The following is a 26,294-nucleotide window of genomic DNA, read 5'->3' as shown; positions in this document are numbered from 1 at the left end:
GCAGCGGGCGGGCGGAGGGCGGGTGCGGGCACGGGCGGGGTGAGAGTCATGGATTGGTCGGACATTGTGCGATCGGCCCCCAAGCACATCGTCACCAGTACGTCGTCCTCAGTGCGCCGACCCTGGACATGATCGCCACGGTGCGTCGCCGCGCTCGACGGTATCGGCGGGTCTGCGGGCGCTCAACCGGATCACCGATATGCGGTGGGTGACATTGGCCACGCTTGACCTTGGGGCCGGAAAAGCTCCTACCAACGCCCGAAAACGCGCTCCCCGTTGGCGTTGACGGCCGCGCACAGGTCGTTTTCCGACATGTTCTTGACCTCGGCGAGGCAACGCAGCGTGAGCGGGATCAGGTACGGGGCGTTGGGTTTGCCGCGGTGCGGGGTCGGCGGCAGGTAGGGCGCGTCGGTTTCAACGAGAATGAGTTCCTTTGGCGCGATTTCTGCCGCTTCGCGGAGATATCCGGCGTTCTTGTACGTCACCGGCCCGGAGAATGACATGAAATATCCGGCATCGACGCATTTCTTGGCCATCTCCGCGTCGCCGGAGAAGCTGTGGAACACCACCACGTCCGGCGCCCCGGCCTCCGCCAGCACCCGCAGCACGTCGTCGTGCGCGTCCCGGTCGTGGATGACCAGCGCCTTCCCGGTGCGCTTGGCGATCTCGATGTGCGCCCGGAAGCTCGCGTGCTGGTCCTCGTGCGAGGCCCACTCGCGGAAGTAGTCAAGACCGGTCTCGCCCACGGCCCGCACCTGCGGCAGCGCGGCCAGCTCCTCGATCCGCCCGAGCGCCTCCGGCGTCGCCGCCCCCGACCCGTTGGGGTGGATCGCCACGCCCGCGTACACGCCGTCGTACCGGGCCGCCGCCTCGGCCGCCCACTCCGACGACGGCAGGTCGTACCCGACGTTCACCAGCCGCGTCACCCCGACGGCCCGCGACTCGGCGAGCACCCGCGCCACGTCCGCCCCCGCCGCCTGCGCGGCGAGGGCGATCGCGTCGCCGTCGGACGCCTCGCGGACGCCCACCATCAGGTCGAGGTGGCAGTGGCTGTCGAAGACCTCCCCGTCGAGCGGCGCGGGGGCCTGCGGTCGCTCACCCTTCAAGGCGGGCCAGCTCCTCATCGACGATCTTCGGGTCGAGCTTGGTGAACAACGGCGTCGGCGGAGCCAGCGGGGTGCCGGGCCGTACCGGCCGGTGCTCCCAGACCGCCTTGTCCTCGGCGTACGCGCCGGTGATCACCGGGTACGGCGAGCCGCCCTCCTCGTCCACCTCGTGGATCTCCGGCATGCCCGACCACACGCCCTCGCCGCCGAGCATCGTGTAGATCTTGTTCGACGAGTTCGGCAGGAACGGCGTGAGCAGGGTCTTGCAGTCGTCCACGACCTGCAGCGCGACGTGCAGGATCGAGCGCTGCCGGGCCGGGTCCTCCTTGAGCTTCCACGGCGCCTGGTCGGCGAGGTACTTGTTCGCCTCGCGCACCACGGCGAACGCCTCGTTCACGGCGTTCTTGAACCGCGACCGGCTCAGCTCGGCCCCCACGGCCGGGAAGGCGGCCCGCGAGCGCTCCAGCAACGCACGGTCGGCGTCGGTGAGGTCGCCCGCCTCCGGGATCTCCCCGAAGTTCTTGGCGGCCATCGAGATCGACCGGTTCACCAGGTTGCCCCAGGCCGCCACCAACTCGCCGTTGTTGCGGTTGAGGAACTCCGACCAGGTGAAGTCGGTGTCCTGGTTCTCCGGCCCGGCCACCGCGATGTAGTACCGCAGCGCGTCCGCGTCGTACCGGGACAAGAAGTCGCGCACGTAGATCACGACCGAGCGCGAGGAGGAGAACTTGCGCCCCTCCATCGTCAGGTACTCGCTGGAGACGACCTCCGAGGGCAGGTTGAGCCGCCCGAGCGACCCGGGCGTGCCGTCCTTCGCCCCCTCGCCGTTGTAGCCGAGCAGGATCGCCGGCCAGATCTCGGAGTGGAAGACGATGTTGTCCTTGCCCATGAAGTAGTAGCCGCGGGCGTCCGGCGACTGCCACCACTGCCGCCACGCGTCCGGGTCGCCGGACCGGCGGGCCCACTCGATCGACGCGCTCAGGTAGCCGATGACGGCGTCGAACCACACGTACAGCCGCTTGTTCTCCCGGTCGCGCCAGCCGTCCAGCGGCACCGGCACGCCCCAGTCGAGGTCGCGGGTGATCGCGCGGGGCTGCAGGTCGCCGAGCAGGTTGAGGGAGAACTTCAGCACGTTCGGCCGCCACTCGCCCTGCTTGCTCTGCAGCCAGGTGCCCAGCGCGTCGGCGAACGCGGGCAAATCGAGCATGAAGTGCTCGGTCTCCACGAACTTGGGCGTCTCGCCGTTGATCTTCGACCTGGGGTTGATCAGGTCGATCGGGTCGAGCTGGTTGCCGCAGTTGTCGCACTGGTCGCCGCGCGCCCCGTCGTACCCGCAGATCGGGCAGGTGCCCTCCACGTAGCGGTCGGGCAGGGTGCGGCCGGTGGACGGCGACACCGCGCCCATCGTCGTACGCGGCACCACGTAGCCGTTCTTGTGCAGCCCGAGGAAGATCTCCTGGGCGATGGCGTAGTGGTTGCGCGTCGTGGTCCGGGTGAACAGGTCGTAGGAGAGCCCGAGGTTGGTCAGGTCCTCCGCGATGATCCGGTTGTAGCGGTCGGCGAGCTCGCGGGTGCTGACGCCCTCCTTGTCGGCCTGCACCTGGATGGGCGTGCCGTGCTCGTCGGTGCCGCTCACCATCAGCACCTTGTTGCCCGCCATCCGCTGGTAGCGGCTGAAGACGTCGGACGGCACGCCGAACCCGGATACGTGCCCGATGTGGCGCGGCCCGTTGGCGTAGGGCCACGCGACGGCGGTCAAGATGTGCTGAGGCATGCTACAAGCCTAGAGGGCGCGGCGACCCGTTCCGAAACGATTACTGCTTGGCGGCCTCCACCGCGGCCGTCTTCGCGTGCTCATCGGTCCCGCCCTCATCGGTCCCGCCTTCAACGGTCCCGGCGGCTTCCCGGGTGACGGCCTCGGCCGCCTCCTCCACGGCGGACGCGGCCACGTCGGCAGGCGTCTCCTTGGTACGGCGGATGCCCAGAATGCTGATGAACAGCGCGGCGAAGATCGTCTGGAAGCTGATGATCAGCGCGGTGGCCGCCGGGACGACGATGCGCAGCGCCTCGCGCGGGTTCAGCTCGCCGAAGTTGTTGACCTGCCAGTGCACCAGCGAGGCGACCAGGCCGCCGACGCCGGCCAGCGCCAGCAGCCCGCCCGCGACCAAGCCCTTCTCCAGGCTGATCACGTCCACCAGCTTGCGGATCCGCCGGTCCTCGGGCAGGAAGCCCTCCTCGGCCGCGTACACCTTGGTGAACAGCGCGAACAGCACGGCCTGAAAGCCGATCACCACCATCGCGGAGGCCCCGACCAGGGTGTCGACGTCGAAGGCGAGCGCGCCGATCACGACCGGCCCGGTGGTGAGCGCGACGCCCGCGATCAGGCCGATCGCCATCATCACCAGGCCGGGGATGAAGAACAGCCAGCGCGGGCTGTACAGCAGCAGGAAGCGCAGGTGACGCCAGCCGTCGCGCCAGGAGCGCAGGTGCGGCGGGCGGGAGCGGCCGTCGGGCGACAGCGTGGTGGGCACCTCGCGCACGTCCAGGTTCTGCAGGGTGGCCTTCACCACCATCTCGCTGGCGAACTCCATGCCGCCGGTCTGCAGCCCGAGCCGCAGGATCGAGTCGCGCCGGAAGCCGCGCAGCCCGCAGTGGAAGTCGCCGGCCTTGCTGCCGAAGAACAGCCGCCCGATGTACGACAACACGGGGTTGCCGAGGTAGCGGTGCAGCGGAGGCATCGCGCCCGGCTTGATGCCGCCCTTGAACCGGTTGCCCATCACCAGGTCGGCGCCGTCGCGCAACTGCTCGACGAACGGCAGCAGGGCGGTGAAGTCGTAGGAGTCGTCCGCGTCGCCCATGATCACGTAGCGGCCGCGGGCGGCGCGGATGCCGCCCATGAGGGCGTTGCCGTACCCCTTCTCGTCCACGTGCACCACGCGGGCGCCCGCGTCGCGGGCGAGTTGCTGGGACCCGTCGGTGCTGCCGTTGTCGGCGATCAGGACCTCTCCGTCGATCCCGTGCCGCTCCATGCACTCCACGGCCTTGCGCACACACGTCGCGACGGTCTCGGCCTCGTTGAGGCACGGCATCACAACGGTCAGTTCCACGTCGAAACCCCTTGCTTACCCATGCGTGAATTCCCCCATGATGCCCGAGCATCCCTAACGGCGAGCCAAGTCGGTCCAACGACTGGCATCCTGTAAACCATGGTCAACGTTGCGGAACGGGCTCAGGTGCGTCTTCCCGGGACGGGCCGGGGCACACGTTTGCGCGCGTTCCTCCTGCGCCATCCTCACCTCACCGTCGCCATGGGCCTCGCCGCCGTGCTGCGACTGGTCACCATGTTGGGCTACCGGCCCGCGATGTGGTTCAACGACTCCTACGAGTACGTTTCGGTCGCGTTGCACCCCAGGCCGCACCCGATCCGGCCGGACGGATACGGCTTCTGGCTGCTGCTGCTCAAGCCGTTCCACAGCTTCTCGCTTGTGGTCTTCACCCAGCATCTGATGGGCCTCGCGACGGCCGTGCTGATCTATGCGCTTTTGATACGCAAATTTGACCTCCCCGGCTGGGCGGCGACGCTCACGGTGAGCCCGGTGCTGTTCGACGCGTACCAGATCCAGCTTGAGCACCTGGTGATGTCGGACACGATGTTCACGCTGCTGGTCGTCGGTGTGGTCACGCTGATCCTGTGGCATCGGCGGCTGTCGACGCGGATGGGCGTGGTCGTCGGCCTGCTGCTGGCGCTGACGGCGCTGACCCGCACGGTCGGGTTGCCGATCATGGCGCTGGTCGTCGTCTACCTGCTGGTCAAACGGGTGGGCTGGCGGCCGATCGCGGCCGTGGTCGTCGCCACCGCGGTTCCCGTGGTCGCGTACATGGCCTGGTTCAACAGCGCGTACGGCCGGTTCGCGATGACCAACAGCGACGGGCTGATCATGTACATGCGGACGATGGCGTTCGCCGACTGCAACAAGATCAAGCCCAAAGAGGTGCAGCTGATCGTGCTGTGCACGACCCAGCGCAAGGACTACTCGCAGTGGTACCTGTGGGACCCCAGCGGCCCCCCGCACCGGTACGGCACGCCCAAGTTCGACGAGGACGTCAACGAGTGGGCGAGCAAGTTCGCCACCCAGGCGATCCTCGCGCAGCCCGGCGACTACCTGGCCGTGGTCGCCCGCGACTTCTTCCGGGCGTTCCGCTGGGACCGGCCGGTCTTCCCCGACGCCAACACCTACAACCAGTACGAGTTCCGCAACGAGGAGAAACCCCTGCCCACCTGGGCGCTCTACAAGGGCCGCGCCGACACCGACGCGGTGGCCTACGAGCAGGGGCGGGCCGCCACGCAGATCGTCGGCCCGTGGGCCAACGTGATGCAGGGCTACCAGCGCGTGGTGCACCTGCCCGGCCTCATCCTCGGGATCATCCTGCTCATCGGCCTGTACGGCGTGGCCGTCCGCTGGCGCAAACTCGGCGGGCCCGTCATGCTGCCGTGGCTGGCCGCGGTCGGCCTCATCCTGGCCCCGGCCGCCACCGCCGAGTTCGACTACCGCTACCTGCTGCCTGCCGTCCCCCTGGCCTGCCTGGCCGCCGCGATCACGCTGCGCCGCGGCGTGCCGCTGCCGGCGTTCGCCGCGGCCCGCCTCGCCGCCCGGCGTCCCAGCGCCCAGAACGGCGACCCAAACGGTGACCGCTCGGACGAGACCGCGACGCCGGAACTCGTGGGCGCGAGAAGCATGCCGCTGGCCGCCCCCATCCTCGACGACCGCGAGGACGGCGACGGGCACAACAAGCCCGGCCCGGAGGAACCCCCGCGCCAGGCCCCAGCCTTAGACCCCACCTCGGACCCCACCCGGCCCTGACCAAACCGGCCTACCGGTGCACGGCCGCGTAAAGCTCCCTCTTGGGAACCCCCGCCGACTTGGCGACCTCCACGATCGCCTGCTTGCGCGAGACGCCCTCGCCTTCGAGCCGGGCGACCTCCGCGACGAGGCTCTCCATGTCGTGCTCGGTTTCCCCGGGCACATGGCCGCCGACCACGATCGTGATCTCGCCCCGGACGTCCCCGGCGGCCCATTGCGCGAGCTCGCCGAGAGTGCCCCGCCGTACCTCCTCGTAGGTCTTGGACAGCTCCCGGCAGACCGCCGCCGGCCGCCCGGCCCCGAACGCCTCGGCCAGCGCCGCCAGCGACGTGTCCAGCCGGTGCGGGCTCTCGAAGAACACCATCGTCCGCTCCTCGCGGGCGAGCGCCGCCAGCCGCCGCGCCCGGTCCCCCTGCTTGCGCGGCAGGAACCCCTCAAAACAGAACCGGTCGCTGGGCAGCCCGGACACGGCGAGCGCCGTGGTCACGGCCGACGGCCCGGGCAGCGCGGTGACCCGCACCCCGGCCTCGACGGCGAGCCGCGTCAGCCGGTACCCGGGGTCGGACACCCCGGGCATGCCCGCGTCGGTGATCACCACCACGGTCCGCCCGTCGAGCAGCTCGCCCAGCAGCTCGGCGGCGCGGGCGGACTCGTTGATGTCGTTGTAGGACACGACCTTGCCGCCGACCGTCACCTCCAGGTCGGCGGCGAGCCTGCGCAGCCGGCGGGTGTCCTCGGCGGCGATCACGTCGGCGCTCTCCAGCACGGCCCGCAGGCGCGGCGACGCGTCGCCGACCCGGCCGATCGGGGCCCCCGCCAGCACCAACGTCCCGCGGTCGCCCACAGTCCCCTCCCCGAGCCCCTCAACAAGGCCGTCACTTCCTCTGCCCATCCGCCCATCCTGCCGCCCGCACCAAGCGTCCGCGCGCCCACCGCCCGGTGTTCCCCACGGGTGAAAGCTTCTCGGGAAACCAGTCATATAGGGCATACAGTCCGGTTTCTTAGGTTCGGGTTAATCGTTGCCCCGTACGATGGCCGGGTGGCCGTGACCGACTACCAGAACCAGGCGTCCGAGCATCCGTGGGAGCCCTCGGCGCCGGCTCATGACCCCGCGTCAGGGGCGGGACATGAGTCCGGCTCGATGCGGAACCGGCTGGTGCCCGCGATGCCCGGCAACCCGCGGTGGGGCTGGATCGGGCCGCTGATCGTCACCCTGTTCGGCGGCTTCCTGCGGTTCTTCAACCTGGCCACCCCGGACTCGGTCGTCTTCGACGAGACCTACTACGCCAAGGACGCGCTGTCGCTGATCGAGTTCGGCGTCGAGCGCACCGCCGTGGACGGCGCGGACAAGACGCTGATCGCCGGCAGCACCGACATCTGGAAGCAGTGCGCCGCCGACCAGGCCCAGGACTGCGCGGCCTACGTGGTGCATCCCCCGCTGGGCAAGTGGATGATCGGCCTGGGTGAGTGGATCTTCGGGGCGAACCCGTTCGGCTGGCGGTTCGCCGCGGCGGTCGTGGGCACGCTCGGCATCCTCATCCTGGCCCGCACGGCGCGGCGCATGACGCGCTCGACGCTGCTGGGCTGCCTGGCCGGGTTCCTGCTGGCGATCGAGGGCCTGCACTTCGTGCTGAGCCGGTTCGCGCTGCTCGACGGGTTCCTCACCTTCTGGGTGCTCGCCGGGTTCGCCTGCCTCGTCGTGGACCGCGACAAGACGCGCGAGCGGCTCGCCGACTGGTACGAGCGGTCGCCGCTGAACGACGTCGGGCCGAGCCTCGGGCTGCGGCCGTGGCGGCTCGCGGCCGGGTTGTGCCTGGGCGCGGCGTGCGCCACCAAATGGAGCGGGATCTACTTTTTGATTGGCTTCGCCGTACTGAGCCTGATGTGGGACGCCGGGGCGCGGCGGGCCGTCGGGCTGCGCAAGCCGTACCTGGGCACGATGACGCTGGACCTGCCGACCGGCCTGGCGGCGCTCGGCCTCCTGCCCGCGGTCACCTACGTGGCGAGCTGGATCGGCTGGTTCGCCACGCCGCTCGGATACGGCCGCAACTGGGCCCAGGCGACCGCCAACGGGCCGGTGTTCTTCGTCGTGGACTCGGTGCGCTCGTGGTTCTCCTACCACTTCATGGTGCTCGGCTTCCACACCACCCTGGAGGCCAAGCACCCCTACCAGTCCGAGCCGTGGCAGTGGCCGCTGCTGCAGCGGCCGGTGGCGTTCTACTGGGGCGACAAGCCCACCGGGTGCGGCGCCACCGAGTGCGCGCAGGCCGTGCTCGGCACCGGCACCCCGGTCATCTGGTACGGCGCGCTCGTGGCGATCATCGCGACGATCGCCTACTACGTCGCGACGCGCGACTGGCGCGCCGGGGCGGTCCTGCTCGCGCTCGCGGTCGGATGGTTGCCGTGGTTCTACTTCGCCCTCGCCGACAACCGCACCATGTTCCAGTTCTACGCGCTGCCGATGGTGCCGTTCATGATCCTGGCGCTCGTGCTCATGGCCGGGCTGCTCATCGGCACCGCCGGGGCGTCGCAGCGACGGCGGTTCAACGGCGCGATCGTGGTGGGCGCCTTCACGCTGCTCGCGCTGATCAACTTCTGGTGGCTGTACCCGGTGCTCGCCGGGGAACTCGTCACCCACGCCGAATGGCATCGACGCATGCTGTTCGACTCATGGATCTGATCGAGGGTCTGGTTGGGACATAGGGTGAGGCGGTTTCGGGGACGCGGCTTCGGCCGGCGGCACAGCCAGGTCGCGTACGGCCATGTCGCATACGGCCACGGTGCGTACGGCAACGGCGCATACGGCAGACTGCGGGGCATGCCCGCACCGGACGTCGCCGCGCTGCTGCTCGAACTGGAGCGCGATGATCCCGCCGCCGCCGACGCGGCCCGGCTCGCCGTGGACTGGCTCACCGGCGGCGAGCCGCTGGAGACGGTCGCCCAGCTGGATGTGTGCGAGTTCCTCTGGTACACGCTCCCCTGCAAGACGGAGGTCGCCGAGGGCGAGCGCCTCGGCATCGCGCGGGCGCTGGGCCGGCTGCTGCGCATGGGCGGCATGGAGCGCTACGCGGCCCTGTGCTTCTCCGCCACCACCGCCCGCATCCTGCGCGTCTACCGGCAACAGGGCGAGGACGCGGGCCTGGCGGCCTACCAGCGGGCGCTCGACGCGACCGGGGTGCTCCCGCCCGACGTGCCCGAGCTGGCCTGGAGCTCGATCATGGGGCCGGAGGAGCTGGCCGCGCACGGCGCCTGCTCGGCCGCACTCGAACTCGCCGTCGTCTCCGGCGAGCTGACCCCCGGCGCGACCCGGGAGCGGGAGCGGCTCACCAGCCGGTGGCTGCTCGCCCCGCGCCCCGAGCTGGGCGGCGACAACTGGCTGCAGCGGGTGCACGGCGAGCGGCTCAACCGCTGGGTGCTCGGCCGCGGCACCGCCCGCCGCGCCCTCGCCCAGCCGTTCGAGGTACGGTTGCACGCCCCGGTGCCGCCGCCGCGGGAGGCCCACCTGGAGCCGCTGCGCTGGCTGCTTGAGCTGGGCGTGGCGGGGGTGCCGCTGACCCGGCGGCACAACCTCGCCCGCGCGGTCGTGGTCGAGGCGGCCGGGCGGTTCGGCTGGGGCGATCCGGACGGGCGGGCGCCGCGCTCCGAGGCCGACGTGCCCGAGCTGGTCACGCTGCACGGGATCGCGCGGGGTGAGCTGGGGGCGCTTCGCCGTACCGGAGGGACCTTAAGGATCACCAGGGAGGGCCGGCGGCTGCTCGACGACCCGGGCGCGATGTGGGACGCCGCCACGAACGTGCTGGCCGCCGCCGAGTTCGGCGAGGACGAGTCCGAGTTCACGATGCGTGAGGTCGCGTTGATGATCCTGGCCGAGGGCCGCCCGCTGCGCGACGGCGAGCTCACCGCCAGGGTCGCCGAGGTCGCCGCGGTCGACGACCGCCGCGCGTCCACGCCGCGGGACTCCCCGGCGCCGCCGGAGGCGACGCACGGCCGCCGGGCGTCACGCCTCCTGGCCCGCCTGCGCCGCCGCCTCGACGCCCTCGGGCTGCGCGCCGCTCCCAAGGAGGGCTCCGAGCAGCTCACCCCGGCGGGCCAGGCCGCCGCCCTGGCGGCCCTGCGCGCGCACGCGCTCCGCCCCCGGCGGTACGTCTCTCCCCGCTGACCCTACAGGGTGACCGCCGCCTCGCCGATGTTCTGCTCGCACCAGTGGATCCGGCCGTCGCCGGCCCAGCGGGTGCCCGACCGGTAGGCGGACCAGGACGCGCGCGGCGGCACCGGGTCCCAGTCATGGTCGGGCGGCAGGCTGGGCGGAACGGGCACGGCCGGGGCCGCGACCTCGTAGACCAGGGTGTCGCCGCGCAGCAGCCGTATCTCGATCGACTCCCGCTCGTGCACGCCGCAGTCGGCGATCAGATCCCGCACGAGCTGCTCCCCCGACTCCGCGGCATGGTCGAGATGCCACAGCCGCAGCGTCTCGCGGACCAGCCGGGCGGCCTCGTCGCCGGTCCGCGGCCCGGCCGACAGCGTCCAGCGGACCAGCCGGTCCGGGGGCAGCCCGCGTACCTTCGCCGCCAGCAGCGCCATGTCGTCGCGGTCGTCGCCGACCCGCCGGTTGCTCTCGATGCTCGCGCGGATCGTCTTCAGGTCGCAGCGCGCCCCGGAGAGCATGGCGCGGAAGATGTTGATGCCGGCGTCGATGTCCTGGTACCGGTTCTCGACCAGGCCGTCGGTGTAGAGGACCAGCACGCAGCCGCGCGGCAGGGTGACCGCCCGCTCCCGGTAGGCGTCCCGCCCGATGCCGAGCGGAAGGCCGCCGGGCACGTCGATCAGCTCGGTCCGGCCGCCGGGGTGCAGCAGGATCGGCGGCAGGTGCCCGGCGCGGGCGAGCACGCACTCGTTGGTGACCGGGTCGTAGGTGGCGTAGACGCACGTGGTGAGCTGGGAGTCGTCCAGGTCCTGCATCATCTGATTGAGCCGGGCCAGCACCTCCGCCGGGGGGAGGTCCAGGCTCGCGAGCGTACGCGCGGCGGTGCGCAACTGTCCCATCGTGGCGGCGGCCCGGATGCCGTGGCCCATCACGTCCCCGACGACCAGGGCGACGCGGAACCCCGACAGCGGGATCACGTCGAACCAGTCGCCGCCGACCCCGGCCGGGTCGCTGGCGGGCAGGTAGCTGGAGGCGATCTCCAGGCCGAGCGGCTTGGCCAGCTCCTTGGGCAGCAGGCTGCTCTGCAGGGTGAGCGCGGTGCGGCGCTCGCGGGCGTACAGGCGGGCGTTGTCGATGCTGATGCCGGTACGGCCCGCGAGTTCCTCGGCGAGCGCGACGTCCTGCTCCAGGAACGGCTCGCTGCCCGGGTTCCGGGTGAAGATGATGAGGCCCACGACGAGGTTGTCGCGGGCCAGCAGCGGGACCGCGAGAAAGGGACGGTCCGCCATCAACTGCTTGATCTCGTCGCGGCCGAGTTGGTCCGCGATTTCCTGCGCGAATTCCGCGTCCATGGCCTCGAGCGCGATGGACTGCCGTCCGATGCGCGGGTCATGCGGCCAGTACCAGCTATAGGAGGGATATTTGGTTACCTCTCCGATGGGAAAAGCGCTATCCCAATCCCAGGGGTTGGAAACGGCGACGGCCGTCGCCATGCGGCGAATCCACGCGCATCCATCCGAGGCATGCGCCGGTAAATCGCCGTCGGTGACGAGCGTGTCCTGCACCAGAACGGCCACGGTATCGGCGAAGCGAGGCACCACCACGCTCGCCAACTCGCGGCAGATCTCCCACAAATCCAGGCTTCTGCCGATCGCGCTGCTCGCGTCGTTGAGGAAGGCGAGTCGCTCCTGAGCGGAGGACGCCCCACTCAGCCTTTCCCCGCGCAACACCGCCCGCGGGTCCTTGATTATGAAGTACTGATTCACCGCTCGTGCCCAGCTCCGCCCTGGCGGAACGCCACCACGCGTTCCCCTCCCCTTGCCCGCCCCCCGGGAGGTCAAGAATACGCCTCCGAGCACCCTTCGGGAACATGCTAGAGAAGCATGTACGACATGTCGTGACTTCAAGTTTCGCAATTGCCTGAATTCCCCAGGTTCTACCCCCGACAACGCCTCAACCTCCCATCTATGATCACATCCCTCGTACGGCGACAATACGGATGGTCCAGAATCATATTCCGGTTTCGGTTCACTCTGATAACCGAAGCGAGAAACATGAATACTTCACACAATCGCCCACGCCCCACCAGTCAGGGAGGAGGTAAGGCGGCGCACGGTGGCCCCGGGAGCGGGACCGGCATGCCGGAGCCGCTCCGAGCATCCGCCCGGCCGTACCCGGCGGCGATTCCACCCCGCGTCCGCCCAAAGCCGCGCACCGGCGGCGTACAGGCGCAATGATCTTTGGAGGGAGTGACCTGTGCGGCGCACAGGCACCTTCCCCCGAACCCGCGAAGAACGGAGGCTCATGACCGACGATTCGGGCACACCGCTGCCCCAGATCGACGCCAGCGTTCCGCACAGCGCCAGGGTGTGGAACTACTTCCTCGGAGGGAAGGACAACTATCCCGTCGACCGTGCGGCGGGCGACCAGTACCGCCGGACCTTCCCCCAGATCGACGACATCGCCCGCGCGGACCGCGCCTTCCTCGGCCGCGCCGTCCGGTTCATGGCCGCCGAACAGGGCGTCCGGCAATTCCTGGACATCGGCACCGGGCTTCCCACCATGGACAACACACACGAGGTCGCCCAGCGGGTGGACCCCCGCTGCCGCATCGTCTACGTCGACAACGACCGTAGATTATCGGGTAGTGCGCACGCCTCATGATCGTTTGATTGTGCCGGTCGCGGCCCGCCCACCCACCCGCGCATCCGTCGTGGCAGGCACCATCCGCCGCTCTCCCACTCGGGGCACTGACAAACCCCCCACTCAACAGCCCCGCCCAGTTGCCGAATTGTTCTTATGGAAGATCAAGGAGCGCGCGTGCGCGCCACCCGCGAGCATCGAGCATCGAACGCCACCCAGCCCAGCGGCCGAACCTCGCTGGCGATTGGCTCAAAGTTTCTTCACTGGTTCAAGGGGCTCGCTGACGCGAGCCCGGCCGGGGCCGCCGCGCCTCCGCTCCCGGGCCAGGCGGGACTGCGCGCGGCCCTGGAGGGCCGTGCTCGCCCGCCGCCCGCCGCTCCAAAGCGGCCCCGCCCGACGCTCAACAGGCCAGCAGCGCTGAGACCAGCACCACCTAGAGCACTGACGCTTCGTCTATCGCTTCTACAGGCAGCCGCCATTGCCGATCCTCTAGCGCGATGATCTGCCCGTCAGGCCGTGCTTCGAAGGAGAATCGTGACCAGTCGGGCCGCCCCTTCTCCTCCCATAGACCGTATGCCTCCTCAATACGGTCCCAAAGACGCTCAGGCCCGCCCTGCCTCACATGCTGCTCTCCGTCACGCCCCGCCTTGTGCACCTCGGCCCATGATCCGTCATGCCGCTTCAGGCCGGTGATGTTCCGTCCCTCCGCATCGGTGGCCCAATAGCGCCGTGCCCGAGGAATGTGCAGCTCGGCCAGGAATCCAAACGCCGGATCGTCCAGCACATCCGGAGAAACCGCTGTCGTGCCGGAGATCGCGGCCTTGGAGTAGCCAACGTCGTTCGGCTGGGCGTGACGCGATGGCATGAAGCCCGCCCACCGGCGCAGGAACCGACCCCGAGCGGTGTTGCCCTCCTCCACCGCCGCAAGAAGCATCGCCCCGCCGAGCATCCCGCCCACGTTGGCCAAGATCAGCCCATCCGGTTCGCTCTGCTCGATCCACGCCGGGGGGATGTACCCGAGCCCGCACGTGGAGATCACCCGATCATAGGGAGCGTTCGCCGGATATCCTGCCCGTCCGTCCCCGGTCACAACGCACGGACGCAGCCCAATCGACGCCAGCCGCTCACGTGCCAGGCCAGTGAGTTGCTCGTCAATGTCGATCGTGGTCACCTGGCCCGCGCCCAGCCGCTCACTCAGCAGCGCCGCGTTGTAACCCGTCCCGGTGCCGATCTCCAGAACCCGATTCCCCCGCGACAGCGCTAAGACCCCCAGCATCCAGGCCATCAACCCTGGCGCGGTTGACGAACTGGAATGCCTGCCGAACCCGCTTCCCCCGGCGAAGATCTTTTCTACCGGCTGGCCATTGACCTGAGTGAGCAGTGTCTCATTCGAGTACACGGCCTTCAACCACTCGTCATGCTGCTCACTGTTGCTCCCACTCCGCAGCTCATAACGCGTACCGCGAGGCGTGTTGGTGGTGACTGCGAAATGCGGAACGAAAACATGTCGAGGAGTCCGGGCGAAGACATCCCGCAATCGAAGGTCGGTGATGTCCCCGGACTCCACCAGTTCATCGGCGAGTCTTTCCGCGAGTCCTCGCGCGGCCCGTTCGCCGTCGAAGCCATTCACTTCACACGCCCCGCTTCCAGCACGTCGGCGATCGTCTTGGCGATCGGCACTCCACAATTGGCTTCCAGCCAGCCCCACTCACCGGTCACGTTCGTCTCCAGAAACACCCATTCACCCTCGGGCGTCCGGATCAGGTCACACGCCCCGAACACCAGGCCCAGGCGTTCATGCAGCCGGATCAAACCGTTGCGGACACCGGCGGGCAACTCTACTGGTTCATACCGATTCGCGTCGTAGTCCGACCGCCAGTCCACCCGCCCCGCCGGTGAATCAGTGTGTATGGCCATGGTGAAGACCTGACCCCCGATCACCACCGCCCGCGCCTCATGGGCCTTTTCCACCCATTCTTGGAACATGTGCGCCGTCAGATCCAGTCCCGCGTCCCGCAACCAGCCGAGATCCTCCACACGCTCTGTATAGATCATCCGTATCTCGCCGGCCTCGGGATGCCAGATCCCGCCCACCGGCTTGTAGATGATCGGCCGCCCCAACCCGGCCGCCCAGGAGCGTATGTACTCCGGATCGTTGGCGATGACGGTATCTGGCACCCGCAGACCCACGGCCGCTGCCGCCGCAAGCTGCACTGGCTTGTACGCGGCGGCAGCCGACCGCACCGGGTCATTCACCCACAGGCAATCAAGAGCCTGGAGCACCCCGCCGAAACCCCGCCGGGCCTCGTTGTAGGCGAATATCCGTTCCGGCCCTGACATGCCCTCCGGCAACCGGAACTGCGTCGGATGCCGGTAGTACACGCTGGTCACCTCGGCCAGATCCACCAGAACCGAACGGCCGCCTTCAGTGTGGCCGGTCAGCCGTCCACCCCAGTGCCCCGCCCCGTTGCTGAAACTGGCCCCCAGTCGCAGGCCGATCGGGAAATCGGCGGTGTCCACCCGGGTCACCGGCACCCCTCGCCCGGTCAACTCCGCAGCGACACGATCAACCGTCCTGTCGTGATCAGCCGCAAGGATCAACACCATGACTCGGGCGGACATACCCGCATGCCTCCTTTTAGTCGTTGCTGGTCTCTTCGCCGGACGGATTCTGGCCATCAGGCATACCGGTCGTCTCCTTCGTCCCGCCCTCGTGGTCTCCCGCCCGAGGCTGCATCCTCCGCGCGAATCGCAGTCCCCACGGACGTACCGGCGATGGAGCCTCGCCACTGGCCAGCAACCGATGCCCGCTTGGGTCCAACGGGAACACATCGCCTACACGCGCGATCTGCCCGCGCGATTCACCATCGGGCGAATGCTCCAATATCCAGGGGTGTAGCGATTCCCTAGACTGTGTCCGCATCTTTCTCCTTCCGTCAGATGGATACCTCCGAATCCACGTCGAGGGTAGCCTACCGCCAACCCTTTGACGAGATGTTTCCGTTGAAGCTGACACAAGTTAATCGTGGTGCGCATGTTATTCGGTTTCAGGGTGCACAAAACACTCTTCCCCACCTTCCCAGTGACGCGGCATCGCCTCCCTTCTCTCTTTATGCGAATCCTCCAAAAACACCCATCGCCGTGCCCGTGGAATCTAGTTCACGAAAGCGCTCCACTGTTTACCGACCCCTGGCCAAACCCTCGATATCAGCCATCGCGAATCCGTGACGAGGCTTGATGTCGCCTACGTTCCGCGCCCCCCACTGCACAGCAGGGGCAGGACTGGCGCATTCACCTCGCCTCTCCCTCACGCCGCCGCCTTTTCAAGCGCTTTCGATCTCTTCTGCGCAGCGTGCCCAGCGCCCATGCCCCCGACGACGTGTACCTGCGCAACTCAGGATTCCTCGGCACGCCACGCCCCCACAGCCGCGACGGCTCCTCACCCTCATGCCACAACCGAAGAAACTGCTTACGAGCGTGGTACACCAGCGTGGACACACTGACCCTGGACACCCCCAGCGCCGCAGCGGCACCCTCATACGTGCCATGCTCGGCCAGCGCCGCCAGCACCTCCCGGTTACGCCCGCTCAGCCGCGCCCAGACCTGCCCCAGCGCCACCACCTCCACTACACGCTCCTCATGCGCGACCACCGGGGAGGCGGCCGTGTACCAGAACGCCTCAAAACGCGGCATCGCGGCCCAGGCTCCCTCCCGCACCCGGCGCCCCCGATCCGGACGGTCGCTCACCCCGCGCTCACGCCTCTCGGCGAACACATGCCGGGAGATCGCCCGTACCCCGCAGTCCACCAGCACCCGCGCCTCAGGCACCCCCGGCCGCGCGAAAAGCTCCTCGGCGATCGCCGACAACGCGACCAGATAACGATCATGGACGAACAGCGTCTGATCCGACCACCGCGACCGCCGCGCCGCCACCCACGCGAGCCGCTCCACATCGCCCAAAGCGAACCCATGCCGCAACGGCACATCCCGCATCGCGAGACCCCAGCCCCCCGCACCGTCCCCCTCTCCCCGCTCCCGGCAGATGACCGCCTCCCGCGACCGCTCCGCCACCCGCCGCGCCGCCGCCCCCGCATTCGGCCACGCGCACCAGGTCCGCACCCGACGCCCCGTCGCCGGATTCACCCGCCCCGTCGCCCACACCCACCCCCACCCGCCACCCGGCCCACGCTCCACCCACACCAGAACCTCACCCGCCGACACCGCCACCACCGGCCCCGACTCCAACACCACCCCGACCACCCCCCAGGCCGCCAGCTCCTCACACAACCGCCCGGCCGCATACCGGCCCGACACGCCCCCAGACCCACCCGGCCCAGACCCGCCCGACACAGGCCCGCCCGTTCCAGCCCAGCCCGCCCGATCGCCCACGCGCAAATCCGGCCCTGCCATGGTTTCCTCGCCCCTCTCCATCAGAAGATCACTCATGCCAGCCCTCCACGGCCATATCGTGGTCCTCACCTTCCGGGCCGTCGGCGACCACCAGCGCGCCCGAATGCTCATCGCGCCACGCCCGCGCCACCACCGCCCCATACCGGTAGGCCGGAAACGGAAACGCCGTCATGTCCAGACGAGCCCCCCGGACACTCCCCGACGACCCCGGCGGCATCTCCCGCAACGCGACCGCCACCCGGCCCGCCGCCACCTCGTAGGCGTCGGTCACCCCACGCATCCCGTGCCCGTCCCCGCCATCGGCGGCGTAGACGAACAACGGCGGCCGGTAGACCACGCGCGGGACATCCCCGCCCCCGCCGCTCACGCCGCCCCCAACCGCTCGGACCCATCGGCCCACCCGGCCCGCTCGGCCCGCCGCATCTCCTCTTGCAGGCCCGCGACCGTCCGAGACTCGACCCCCAGCAGCCCCGCCCACGGCAGCGGCCACGCCGGAACCGCGTAGAACCGCCGCGCCCACAGCCGCCAGATCACCAGCCATCCCGGCTCGATCGCATCCAGCCCCGCCGCCGCCGCGCGCTCCCGCACATCCCAGCGCACCCGCGCCCACGGCGTACACGCCGCCCCCGCACGATGCCGCCCCCCGCCGTGCCTGCCCGCACGCGCCGTCGTCATCGCCGCCCCCACACCGTCAAGACGGCGAAGAACCAGACGCCGACGATCACCGACGCGGTAGCCCCGTAGGCCGCCAACGGCAGATGACCAACCACCCACCACGACACAAACCGGCCCAACGCCGGAAGTTCCACGAACGAGCCGATGACAGTAAGGTCTCTCATAGATCGGAGCTCCTTCCGATCGAGGCCCCGGACCACCGGTGTTCACGCACCGGCCGGGGCCGTCTTCATTGGTGCACCAATCTCAACGCCGCGCACGCGCACCAGCCAGAGGGCGATAGGGGAAACTAGAGGAAGGTGTTCCCGACCCCTAAGGTGCCCGCCATGCCCGACGCGACGGTTGACCTTCCCCACTGGGCGGCTCGCCTGCTCGCCGAGCGTCGGCAACGCGGCTGGTCGCAAAAGGACCTGGCCAAGCGCCTCGCCCAGGCCGCTGCGAAGCTCGGCATTCCGATGCCGGAACGAACATCGCTCGTCCGCTCCATCCGGAACTGGGAGGCTGGCAGGTACCGGCCTCGCGACCCCTATCCGGTGCTGCTCTCACGAGTCTTCCGCCTCGAAGAACGCGAGTTGTTCGCCGACGCGGTGATGCCCCCAGGGACGGACCCCGCACAGGTGCTCGCTTCGATCTTGCCTGAAGGTGAGCTGTTAGCACCGCTCCCCACCCGGGGCGGACGACGCGTCGGAATGAGCACAGTGACCGACTTGTCGGCCCGCGTGCACGGGCTAAGACTCGCCGATGATGTGCTCGGTGGCGACGATCTGATCGGTCCCGCATTCCGCGAACTCAACACCGCCGTACGGATCTACCGAGAAAGCACCCACACGGACGACGTGGGACGCGCTCTCCTGACGACCATCGGTGAGTACGCACAGATAGCCGGATGGATCGCGTCAGATGCGGGCAAACACGAGCAGGCCGCGCAGACCTATCGCCTCGGGATCAGCGCGGCCCGCGAGGCTGGAGACCGTACTTTGGAATCAAATCTGATCGGCTCGCTCTCCTACCAGGTGGCCAACATCGGTGATACGTACGAAGGAGTCCAGCTCAGCCGCGCTGCTTTAGACACCGCAGAACCCGATGCGCCAGCCCTCGCGCGAGCGCTCGCCTGGGATCGGTTGGCATGGGCGCACGCTCGGCACAACGATGCACAGGCCGCCATGCATGCCCTCGGTGAAGCTGAAACCGCGCTCGCAAGCGACCACGGACCGACGGCCCCTTCCTACCTCTACTGGGTAGATCACGGGGAACTACAGGTCATGGAAGCCCGGGTCTACACCGAACTACGACGGCCCCTTCGAGCTGTGCCGCTGTTGACTGACGTACTAGCCCGCTACGACACGACCCATGCGCGGGAACTGGCGCTCTATCTTTCCTGGCTTGCGGTGGCCCTGCTGGATGCCAACGAACCGGAAGAGGCCGCAGACGCCGCCCGACGCATGTGCGAAGTGTCGGCGGACGTGGCCAGCGACAGAACTACCACGCGAACCCGTCTCGTGCTCAACCGGCTCGAACCGTACCGCGACATCGCCGAAGTGCGAGACCTCCTCGCCAGATATCCGCTAAGCGCCTGAAACGCGGTATCCGCATCCCGGGCATCTTGCCTACTCTGCCGTTCTGCCGTGTGACGAGTTTCCCTACACACATCAAGCTGTGGTTCTCGCCGTATCCCCGCCCCCGCTGCCCGATGATGCGCGGCACCCGGAACCTGTCAATCCCGGCACCGCGGGCAGGACAACCAGCGCGCGAGGAAGGTGCCGGGCGATGGACACGCGAAGCCGGGATTGACAGAACCCGGGCGGCAGTCGCGCCAGAGGCAGCCATCGGGGACGGAGGGAAGTGGCGCAAGAGCCATCCACACAAGACCCTGCCCGTTCCGCGTCCTCCGCACCGGCACGACTCCGACCAGGGCAGGGCGGCGTGTGCGCAAGCGCGCAGACTACCGCGATCCGTGTGCACAACCCGGCTTGCTACGACCCGCTGGTCCTGGTCCACGCCCAGGCCCTGCTGGTCGGCACCCCCGAAGGCGCCACCGACTACCTCCAGGCGGACCTGCGCGAACCCGACGACATCCTCGCCAAAGCGGCCGCAACCCTCGACTTCGACCAGCCCATCGGCCTGATGCTCTTGGGAATCCTGCACTTCGTCCCCGACTTCGACGAGGTCCGGGGAATCGTGGCCCGCCTGGTGAACGCGCTGGCCCCCGGCCCCTTCATGGCGCTCACCCACGCCACCTTCGACATCGGCGACCAGGCCGTCGTCACCGCGAACGCCGCCGCGCAGGAGGAGTACAACGCCAACGCGGACACCCCGCTCACCGCCCGCGGCAAGGAGCAGATCCTCCGCTTCTTCGACGGCCTGGAGTTGGTGGAACCCGGCCTGGTGTCAATGTCGCGGTGGCGTCCCGAGGAGACGCAGTGGGGCGAGCCACCGGAGGTGGCGGGCTTCTGCGGCGTCGGACTCAAACGCTGAAGCCCACCGATCACCCCGGCGACCCCGCCCACCGCGAACCCCTCAGGAACGGCCCACTTCAGTCAGATCGGCCACCGACGCTGGAGGTGGCGATCGCCCGGCCGACGAACCCGAGACGTTCGTACAGCCGGATGGCACGGAAGTTGTCCGCGTCCACCATCAGCGCCACCCGGCCATGCGCGGCGACCAAGGTGGTGGCCGCCAGCCGACACACGGCCTCGGCGTACCCCTTCCCCCGGTGCGCAGGATCGGTGGCCACACCGGCGATCAAACCCACGGCCGGGGCGGACCACGCGTCGGCCGCGACGGCGACGAGTTCGCCGTTCCGCCGCAGACCCGCCCACCGCCGCACACCGGAGATCCCGGGCTGCGCCCAGGCGGAGGGCGACGCCACCCTCAGCAGGGCCGCCACATCGGGATCGTCCGACGGCGGGAGCCAGCGAACGTCCGCCACCTCGTCACCCGCCTCGCCCGGCCCGCCGTTCCCCGACTCTCCGGTCACGTCCCGCACCGCCGTACCCGCCTCAATGGGCGGTGTCGTCGCACCGGTGGGACGATCGGTATCCATCCACCCGAAGACGGCGTTGAACCGCAGTTCCGGCACGCGGAGGGTGACCTCGCGGAGCAGGGACTCGTCGCCCAGGACGCGGTAGCTGGGGCCGCATTCGGCGAGGGCGTGCCGTGCCAGGGCGGCGGCCTCGGCGGGCTCGCCGAGGACGAAGACGCGATCGCGCCGGAACAGATCGGGGCAGGCGACGGCGATGCTGTCGCCCAGCGCCCAGGCGCGTGCGCCCGGTCTCAGACCCTGCGCGGCCCACATGATCAAAGTGTCGTCGGCGGACGCGGAACGAACCTCGTCGGCCGTCGTCAGCTCACGCATCGGTTTCCGGAAATCGCCTCATACCGCATGAGGGTACGTCTGAGCGGCGATGTTAGCCTCGGCATCCTAGATCTCCCCGCCCGAGGAGTTCCGCGACCATGACCGACGCCCTCTTCACCGACCCTCCGAGCGACGCCGCTCCCCCGGCGAGCACTCCGTTCGTCACCTTCACCAGCGGCGGCGAGCGACTGTTCGGAGTGCTGCACGTGCCCGCCGGTCCAGGTCTCCACCCGATCGTGGTGTTCCTGCACGGCTTCCCCGGCAACGAGCGCAACTTCGACATCGCGCAGGCGCTGCGCCGCGCCGGGTACGCCACCCTGGTATTCCACTACCGCGGCTCCTGGGGCGTGGGCGGCTCCTGGTCGTGGACGAACGTACTCGCCGACGCCGCCGCCGTCACCGCCGCCGTCCGCGCCCCGGAGTTCGCGGGCGAGCACCGACTCGACCCCGAACGGTTGGCGATCGCCGGCCACAGCCTCGGCGGTTTCACCGCCCTGATGACCGCCGCCGCCGACCCGTCGATCGCCGCGGTCATCTCCCTCGCCGCGGTCGATTTCGGAAGCGTCGCCTCGGCCTGCCGTACCGACCCCTCGGCACGAGCCTCGTGGGTCGAGTCGTTCGACGGTTCGCTCCACCCCCTGCGCGGCACCAGCGGCGAGGCGCTGGCCGCCGAACTGGAGGCCACCGGCGACGCGTGGAGCCTGCCCGCCCTCGCCCCGCGCCTCGCCGACCGCCCCGTACTGCTGATCGGCGCCGCACGCGACACCATCGCCGTCGAGGCCGAGCACTTCCGCCCGGTCGTCGACGCCTACCTCGCCCACCCGGTCAACCACCTAGAACACCACCTTTTCCCCACCGACCACGCCTTCTCCGACCACCGCGTCACACTGACCCGCACGATCGCCGACTTCCTCACCCGCCACCTCGGCAAGCCCTAGCCACCCCAGCGGCTGCGGATGCTCGCAGGATCACCCCAGCGGACGTTCTCCAGTGTTCCGCCGTCCCCGACGTACCCGATGTCCGCAGACACCGCCTTCTGGAACGATCCATACAGGCTTCACCGGCGAATACGAGCATCGGTGCACGTTTGGAAGGCGGAATGGCGTGAATAAGGCCGCGGTCCGAGCGATCGAGACGGCGGTGCCGTTGCTGCCACTGATGCCGTACGCCTGAACGATGCGTAAGGCGGGTACGTGCGCCTCGCACTCGCCGCGACTGCGCGGAATCAGGCAATAATGCATTCGCCGGAGTCCATACCGCCCTCTCCCTGCCGACCTCTACACACCTCGTCGATGAGTCCCCATGAGTTTCTATACGCGCAATAACCTCAAAGCTGGACCGTTCCGATTCACTATGTCCTCATCCGGAATGGGCGTTTCGGTCGGCGTCCCAGGGTTTCGGGTGAACAGCGGCCCACGTGGCAACTACGTGCACATAGGCGGCAATCGAATCTACTACCGCTCGACCAGTTCCACCCCGGGCGCATCCCAGGCACCCCCTCCTTACCGCCCACCCACTCCCGCGCCGAGCCCCGTCGTGATGTACGACATCACCGGCGCGGCGGTCCAAGAACTCGTGTCGGCCGCCCCCAGCGATTTGGTCGCCCAACTGCGGACGGCCGCAAAACGACGACCGTCATGGCCGTTCGCATTGGGAGTTCTGCTCCTGTGCGGGCTCCTCCTCGGCCGGTGGGGCCTCCTTCTGGTCGCGCTTGGGATCCCCGCCATCATCTGGCTTGCCCTGCGCGATAAGGCGGCCCGTTCGGTCGTGGTCGTTTACGACGTCAACGACGAGGCCGCAACCAGGTTCGCCGCCATCGTGAATGCCATGGGCATGCTCAGCCAGGTCGGTGCGCTGCGACAGGTCATCCAGGTAGGCGCGATCGAGACCACCTACCAGTACAAGGTCAACGCCGGAGCCTCCAGCCTGATCAGCAACCAACCGGCCACTATCCACATGAAGGGGCCCGGCGTCCTCGTCACGAACGTCGCCGTGCCCACCCTGGCCACAGGCAGCCGGGCGGTGCACTTCCTCCCCGATCGGATATTGATCAGCGAGGGCAAAGAGTTCGCGGACATCCCCTACCAGCAGGTACGGATCACCACGCAGCCGATCCGGATCATCGAGGACGGCCCGCTCCCCCCGGACGCGCACATCGTTGACACGACGTGGCAGTACGTAAACGTCAGCGGCGGCCCCGACCGCCGCTTCAAGAACAACCGCCAACTGCCCGTCCTGCTGTGGGGCCGCCTTACCCTCACCGGGCCGCAGGGCCTGCACATGGTGTGGGATGCCTCACAGTCCCGGCCACTCGACATCGTCGCCGCGGCCCTCACCTCCGCAGCCTCCGCGCGGCCACCGGTCGTCCAGCCCTGAACACGTCCGCCTGAACACGTCCAAAGGAGCAGACCGGGGCCGATGGGAGGGCCGAGCAGCCTCTGCCAAGCCCCCGACAACCCAGGGCGACAGTTGACCTGGCGACGAAAGACGCACTAGGTCAGGCTCCGGCGAGGAGACCGAGCCTTGCCCTCAGTCCTCCCACGAACCGCCGACAGTGCAGGTCTGCAGGCGGTTACCAGCAAATACAACGAGTAAACAAGCGCCCACTGCCCACCTCATAGAAAAAATCTTCTAAACACCGGACATCTTCGTAACGGCAAATCCGTCATGTCGCAAATGATTAGTTCGCATGTTCGATAGAATTGAGGGACAATAGCCAGTACAGGAACCCGGCTCGCCACCAAACAAGGGAAGGGAGAACGGATCCGTGACAAACACAACCGATCACGCCATCACCCTCCCTGATCGCGACGCTCCCCTTTCTCCCGAAGATGCCGAGACCCTGCCACCAGGTCCAGATCTGGCCGTACTACTGGGCCGCCTGATCGGCACGCCCTGCACTTCCAACATGCCCGGCCCACTCAGCGAACCGAGCGAGCCGCAAACATCCGGCCAACTGAGCACCCCGAGCGCCTCTGGCACCCCCGGCGGATCGGACAAACCAGGCGCACATGGCGGACGGAGCACGTCCGTTGCACAGGGCGGGCCGGGTATACCCGGCACCACCGCCGGGCAGGGCATGCCCGGCACGTCCGGCGAGCCACATGTGCCTGGCGTGTCCGCCGGATCGGGCGAGCCGGACGCACTCAGCGAACGGGTCACCTCCGGTGCCCACGGCAAGCCGGACGGCCCGGAGGCGTCTGGCGGGCGAGGCATGTGGGCTGCACCCGGCGAGCCGGACGCGTCCGGTACGGCCACCGAGCAAGGCCCGCATGGCACATCCGACGGTTCGGCCGTGCGGGGTGCCTCCGGTTCTGGCACGTCCGGGTCATCCGGCACGGAGCCGGAGGCGTCCAGCCAGCCGGGTAAGCCCGGTGCGTCAGGCGGGTTGAGCCGGCTGCCGGATCATGAGCTGGTGTCGGTGTTGATCGGGTGGCGACGGCTGACCTCCTGGGCCCAGGCAGCCGAACTGGAGGTGGTGGCCGAACTGGAGGCACGTGCCCAGGCCACCCGCCCCCGCGGGATGACGCAATCGCAGGTCATTGCCGAGACCGGCAGCGAGATCTCGCTCGCACTGACCCTCACCGAGCACTCAGCCGCCATCCTGCAAGCCCTGTCCCACCAGCTGGTACACCAGCTCCCGGCCACCTTGGCACTGCTGAAGTCCGCCGCGATCGACCTGCCCCGCGCCCGCGTCATCGCCACCGGATTGACCGGCGTCTCCGCCGCCGCCACCCGCGCCGTGGAAGCCGCCGTGCTCCCGCATGCCCCCTCGATGACCACGGGCCAGTTGCGCGCCTTCGTCGCCACCAAACTCGCCGAACTCGCCCCCGAGGAGATCGCCGCCAAGGCCAAAGCGGCGCAGAAGGACCGGCGCATGGAGGTGCGTGAGGACGAGCAGGGCACCGCCACGCTGCTGGGGATGAACCTGCCACTGATCGCCACCGTCGCCGCCGCCAACCGCATCACCGCCCTGGCCAAGGCGTTCAAGAACAACGGCGACCCGCGCACCATGGACCAGCTCCGCGCCGACGTGCTGCTGATGTGCATGCTCGGCCTGATCCCCGGCCGTAACACCCCCACCCCCACCCCCGTTTCCGACTCCGCCGCGCCCGCCGCCCCCGGTGCCCCGGCCGCTCCGCCCGGCGGCAGCAGCGCACCGGCCCCGGCCGCCCCGGACCCGTCGGCGCGGCGACCGGACACGCCGCAAGCGGACACGCCACAACCGGATGGATCGGTACCGTCCACGCCGCGCCCGCGCGTCCCACACCCGCGCGTCCCACACCCGCGCGTCGCGCACCCGTCCGCACCGCACCCGGGTTCCCCGGCCGCTCCGCCCGGCGGCGGCGCACCGGCCCCGGCCGCCCCGGACCCCTCGGCGCCGCGACCGGACATGCCACAACCGGATGGGCCGGAACCGTCCACGCCGCGCCCGCGCGTCCCACACCCGCGCGTCGCGCACCCGTCCGCGCCGCACCCGGGTGTCCCGCACCCGTCCGCGCCGGACTCGGCCGCCTCACACCCGTCGGTGCGGCGACCGGGCATGCCACAACCGGACGGATCGGAACCGTCCGCGCCGCGGCCTGGTGTCCCGAACTCGCCCGTGCCGGAACCGGACATGCCGCAATCGGACATGCCGGAACCGGATGGGCCGGAACCCTCCACGCCGCGCCCGCGCGTCGCGCACCCGCCCGCGCCGCGTCCGGGTGTGCCGCGGGGGGCCGGACCTCAGCCCGGGGGCTCCGGCTCCGCCTCCCGTGAGACTTCTGCGCCGGGGACGGCTCGACCGGACCGGTCGGTGCCGGAGACGGCCCTGCCCGAGGCCGCCTCGCCCGAGGCTGATCCGTCCACCACCGCCCAGCCCGAGGCCGAGGTGTCCGAGGCTGAGGGATCCAACGCCGCGGGGCCCGATCACAACCGCGGCCCGCATCAGCCCGCCCTTGGCCAGGAGCCTGCGGCGGATCGCGAGCCCGCGCCGCGTCAGGCCGCCCCGGAGCGGGATCGCGAGCCCGCCCCGGACAACCGGTCCGCGCGACGGGACGCCGCCGCGCGCCTTGCGGCCCGGCTCTTGTGCAGGCCGCGACGGGACGCCGCCGCGC

General features: G+C 69.5%; 18 protein-coding genes and 3 pseudogenes. 10 read left to right on the top strand and 11 right to left on the bottom strand.

The annotated features are described in order from the left end of the window. Positions 1–248: 248 nt before the first annotated feature. Genes AB0K60_RS21725 through AB0K60_RS21715 form a run of 3 tightly spaced genes read right to left on the bottom strand, consistent with a single transcriptional unit; the run spans position 249 to position 4,213 of the window. A complete protein-coding gene (locus tag AB0K60_RS21725; protein WP_364057690.1) occupies positions 249–1,124 on the bottom strand; it encodes a TatD family hydrolase in 876 nt (291 codons plus the stop codon). Next, positions 1,096–2,880 (bottom strand): methionine--tRNA ligase, encoded by a 1,785-nt coding sequence (gene metG, locus AB0K60_RS21720; RefSeq protein WP_364057687.1) that lies wholly within the window; start codon positions 2,878–2,880, stop codon positions 1,096–1,098. The genes AB0K60_RS21725 and metG overlap by 29 nt, the downstream gene beginning before the upstream one ends. A gap of 40 nt (positions 2,881–2,920) precedes the next feature. Further along, a complete protein-coding gene (locus AB0K60_RS21715) occupies positions 2,921–4,213 on the bottom strand; it encodes a glycosyltransferase family 2 protein (RefSeq protein ID WP_364057684.1) in 1,293 nt (430 codons plus the stop codon). A 99-nt stretch (positions 4,214–4,312) separates the two neighbouring features. On the opposite strand from AB0K60_RS21715, the gene AB0K60_RS21710 reads away from it, so the two are divergent. Next, entirely contained in the window at positions 4,313–5,968 is a 1,656-nt protein-coding gene (locus AB0K60_RS21710; RefSeq protein ID WP_364057681.1) for a hypothetical protein, read from the top strand. 10 nt (positions 5,969–5,978) lie between these two features. Here AB0K60_RS21710 and rsmI read toward each other — a convergent pair whose 3' ends face one another. Continuing rightward, positions 5,979–6,812 carry a 16S rRNA (cytidine(1402)-2'-O)-methyltransferase gene (rsmI, locus tag AB0K60_RS21705; RefSeq protein ID WP_364057678.1) on the bottom strand — a complete coding sequence of 278 codons (834 nt, stop codon included), beginning with the start codon at positions 6,810–6,812 and terminating at the stop codon, positions 5,979–5,981. 195 nt (positions 6,813–7,007) lie between these two features. On the opposite strand from rsmI, the gene AB0K60_RS21700 reads away from it, so the two are divergent. Together AB0K60_RS21700 and AB0K60_RS21695 are read left to right on the top strand one after the other, a co-directional pair. Beyond that, positions 7,008–8,648, top strand: a complete 1,641-nt coding sequence (locus AB0K60_RS21700; protein ID WP_364057674.1) for a phospholipid carrier-dependent glycosyltransferase — start codon at positions 7,008–7,010, stop codon at positions 8,646–8,648. A gap of 138 nt (positions 8,649–8,786) precedes the next feature. Next, the gene (locus AB0K60_RS21695) at positions 8,787–10,127 is read left to right on the top strand and encodes a hypothetical protein (protein WP_364057670.1); all 1,341 of its coding nucleotides are present in this window, start codon (positions 8,787–8,789) and stop codon (positions 10,125–10,127) included. A gap of 2 nt (positions 10,128–10,129) precedes the next feature. Here the strand turns inward: AB0K60_RS21695 and AB0K60_RS21690 are convergent, their stop codons facing one another. Beyond that, positions 10,130–11,464 (bottom strand): GAF domain-containing SpoIIE family protein phosphatase, encoded by a 1,335-nt coding sequence (locus AB0K60_RS21690; protein ID WP_364057667.1) that lies wholly within the window; start codon positions 11,462–11,464, stop codon positions 10,130–10,132. A 952-nt stretch (positions 11,465–12,416) separates the two neighbouring features. Between AB0K60_RS21690 and AB0K60_RS21685 the strand changes: the two are divergent. After that, positions 12,417–12,743, top strand: a pseudogene (locus tag AB0K60_RS21685) (SAM-dependent methyltransferase); the annotation flags it as partial. A gap of 445 nt (positions 12,744–13,188) precedes the next feature. Here the strand turns inward: AB0K60_RS21685 and AB0K60_RS21680 are convergent. The 5 genes from AB0K60_RS21680 to AB0K60_RS21660 form a co-directional block, all read right to left on the bottom strand. After that, positions 13,189–14,385, bottom strand: a complete 1,197-nt coding sequence (locus AB0K60_RS21680) for a methyltransferase domain-containing protein (protein ID WP_364057664.1) — start codon at positions 14,383–14,385, stop codon at positions 13,189–13,191. Next, positions 14,382–15,377: an ATP-grasp ribosomal peptide maturase gene (gene tgmB, locus AB0K60_RS21675; protein WP_364057661.1), complete on the bottom strand. Its 996-nt coding sequence runs from the start codon at positions 15,375–15,377 to the stop codon at positions 14,382–14,384. The genes AB0K60_RS21680 and tgmB overlap by 4 nt, the downstream gene beginning before the upstream one ends. A 669-nt stretch (positions 15,378–16,046) precedes the next feature. Next, positions 16,047–17,069 (bottom strand): hypothetical protein, encoded by a 1,023-nt coding sequence (locus AB0K60_RS21670; RefSeq protein WP_364057658.1) that lies wholly within the window; start codon positions 17,067–17,069, stop codon positions 16,047–16,049. 124 nt (positions 17,070–17,193) lie between these two features. Then, the gene (locus AB0K60_RS21665; protein ID WP_364057655.1) at positions 17,194–17,532 is read right to left on the bottom strand and encodes a hypothetical protein; all 339 of its coding nucleotides are present in this window, start codon (positions 17,530–17,532) and stop codon (positions 17,194–17,196) included. Further along, positions 17,529–17,840: a hypothetical protein gene (locus tag AB0K60_RS21660; protein ID WP_364057653.1), complete on the bottom strand. Its 312-nt coding sequence runs from the start codon at positions 17,838–17,840 to the stop codon at positions 17,529–17,531. The genes AB0K60_RS21665 and AB0K60_RS21660 overlap by 4 nt, the downstream gene beginning before the upstream one ends. Positions 17,841–18,166: 326 nt before the next feature. Here AB0K60_RS21660 and AB0K60_RS21655 point away from each other — a divergent pair, with 326 nt between their 5' ends. Both AB0K60_RS21655 and AB0K60_RS21650 read left to right on the top strand, forming a co-directional pair. Next, complete coding sequence (locus AB0K60_RS21655) at positions 18,167–19,417, top strand: transcriptional regulator (RefSeq protein ID WP_364057650.1); 1,251 nt, start codon at positions 18,167–18,169, stop codon at positions 19,415–19,417. 379 nt (positions 19,418–19,796) lie between these two features. Beyond that, on the top strand, positions 19,797–20,315 hold the full coding sequence (locus AB0K60_RS21650; protein ID WP_364057647.1) for an SAM-dependent methyltransferase: 519 nt from the start codon (positions 19,797–19,799) through the stop codon (positions 20,313–20,315). 58 nt (positions 20,316–20,373) lie between these two features. Here the strand turns inward: AB0K60_RS21650 and AB0K60_RS21645 are convergent, their stop codons facing one another. Beyond that, a complete protein-coding gene (locus tag AB0K60_RS21645) occupies positions 20,374–21,195 on the bottom strand; it encodes a GNAT family N-acetyltransferase (protein ID WP_364057645.1) in 822 nt (273 codons plus the stop codon). 98 nt (positions 21,196–21,293) lie between these two features. Between AB0K60_RS21645 and AB0K60_RS21640 the strand changes: the two genes are divergently transcribed. The 4 genes and pseudogenes from AB0K60_RS21640 to AB0K60_RS21625 all read left to right on the top strand — a co-directional run. Continuing rightward, the gene (locus tag AB0K60_RS21640; RefSeq protein WP_364057643.1) at positions 21,294–22,133 is read left to right on the top strand and encodes an alpha/beta fold hydrolase; all 840 of its coding nucleotides are present in this window, start codon (positions 21,294–21,296) and stop codon (positions 22,131–22,133) included. 364 nt (positions 22,134–22,497) lie between these two features. After that, positions 22,498–22,623 (top strand): annotated as a pseudogene (locus tag AB0K60_RS21635) (DUF4236 domain-containing protein); the annotation flags it as partial. 111 nt (positions 22,624–22,734) lie between these two features. Then, entirely contained in the window at positions 22,735–23,571 is an 837-nt protein-coding gene (locus AB0K60_RS21630; protein ID WP_364058471.1) for a hypothetical protein, read from the top strand. A gap of 1,039 nt (positions 23,572–24,610) precedes the next feature. Then, positions 24,611–26,294: pseudogene (locus AB0K60_RS21625) on the top strand (hypothetical protein); the annotation flags it as partial.

It is taken from the genome of Thermopolyspora sp. NPDC052614, from assembly GCF_040678635.1.
GTDB lineage: Bacteria > Actinomycetota > Actinomycetes > Streptosporangiales > Streptosporangiaceae > Thermopolyspora.
This window is presented reverse-complemented; position numbering and strand designations above follow the sequence as displayed.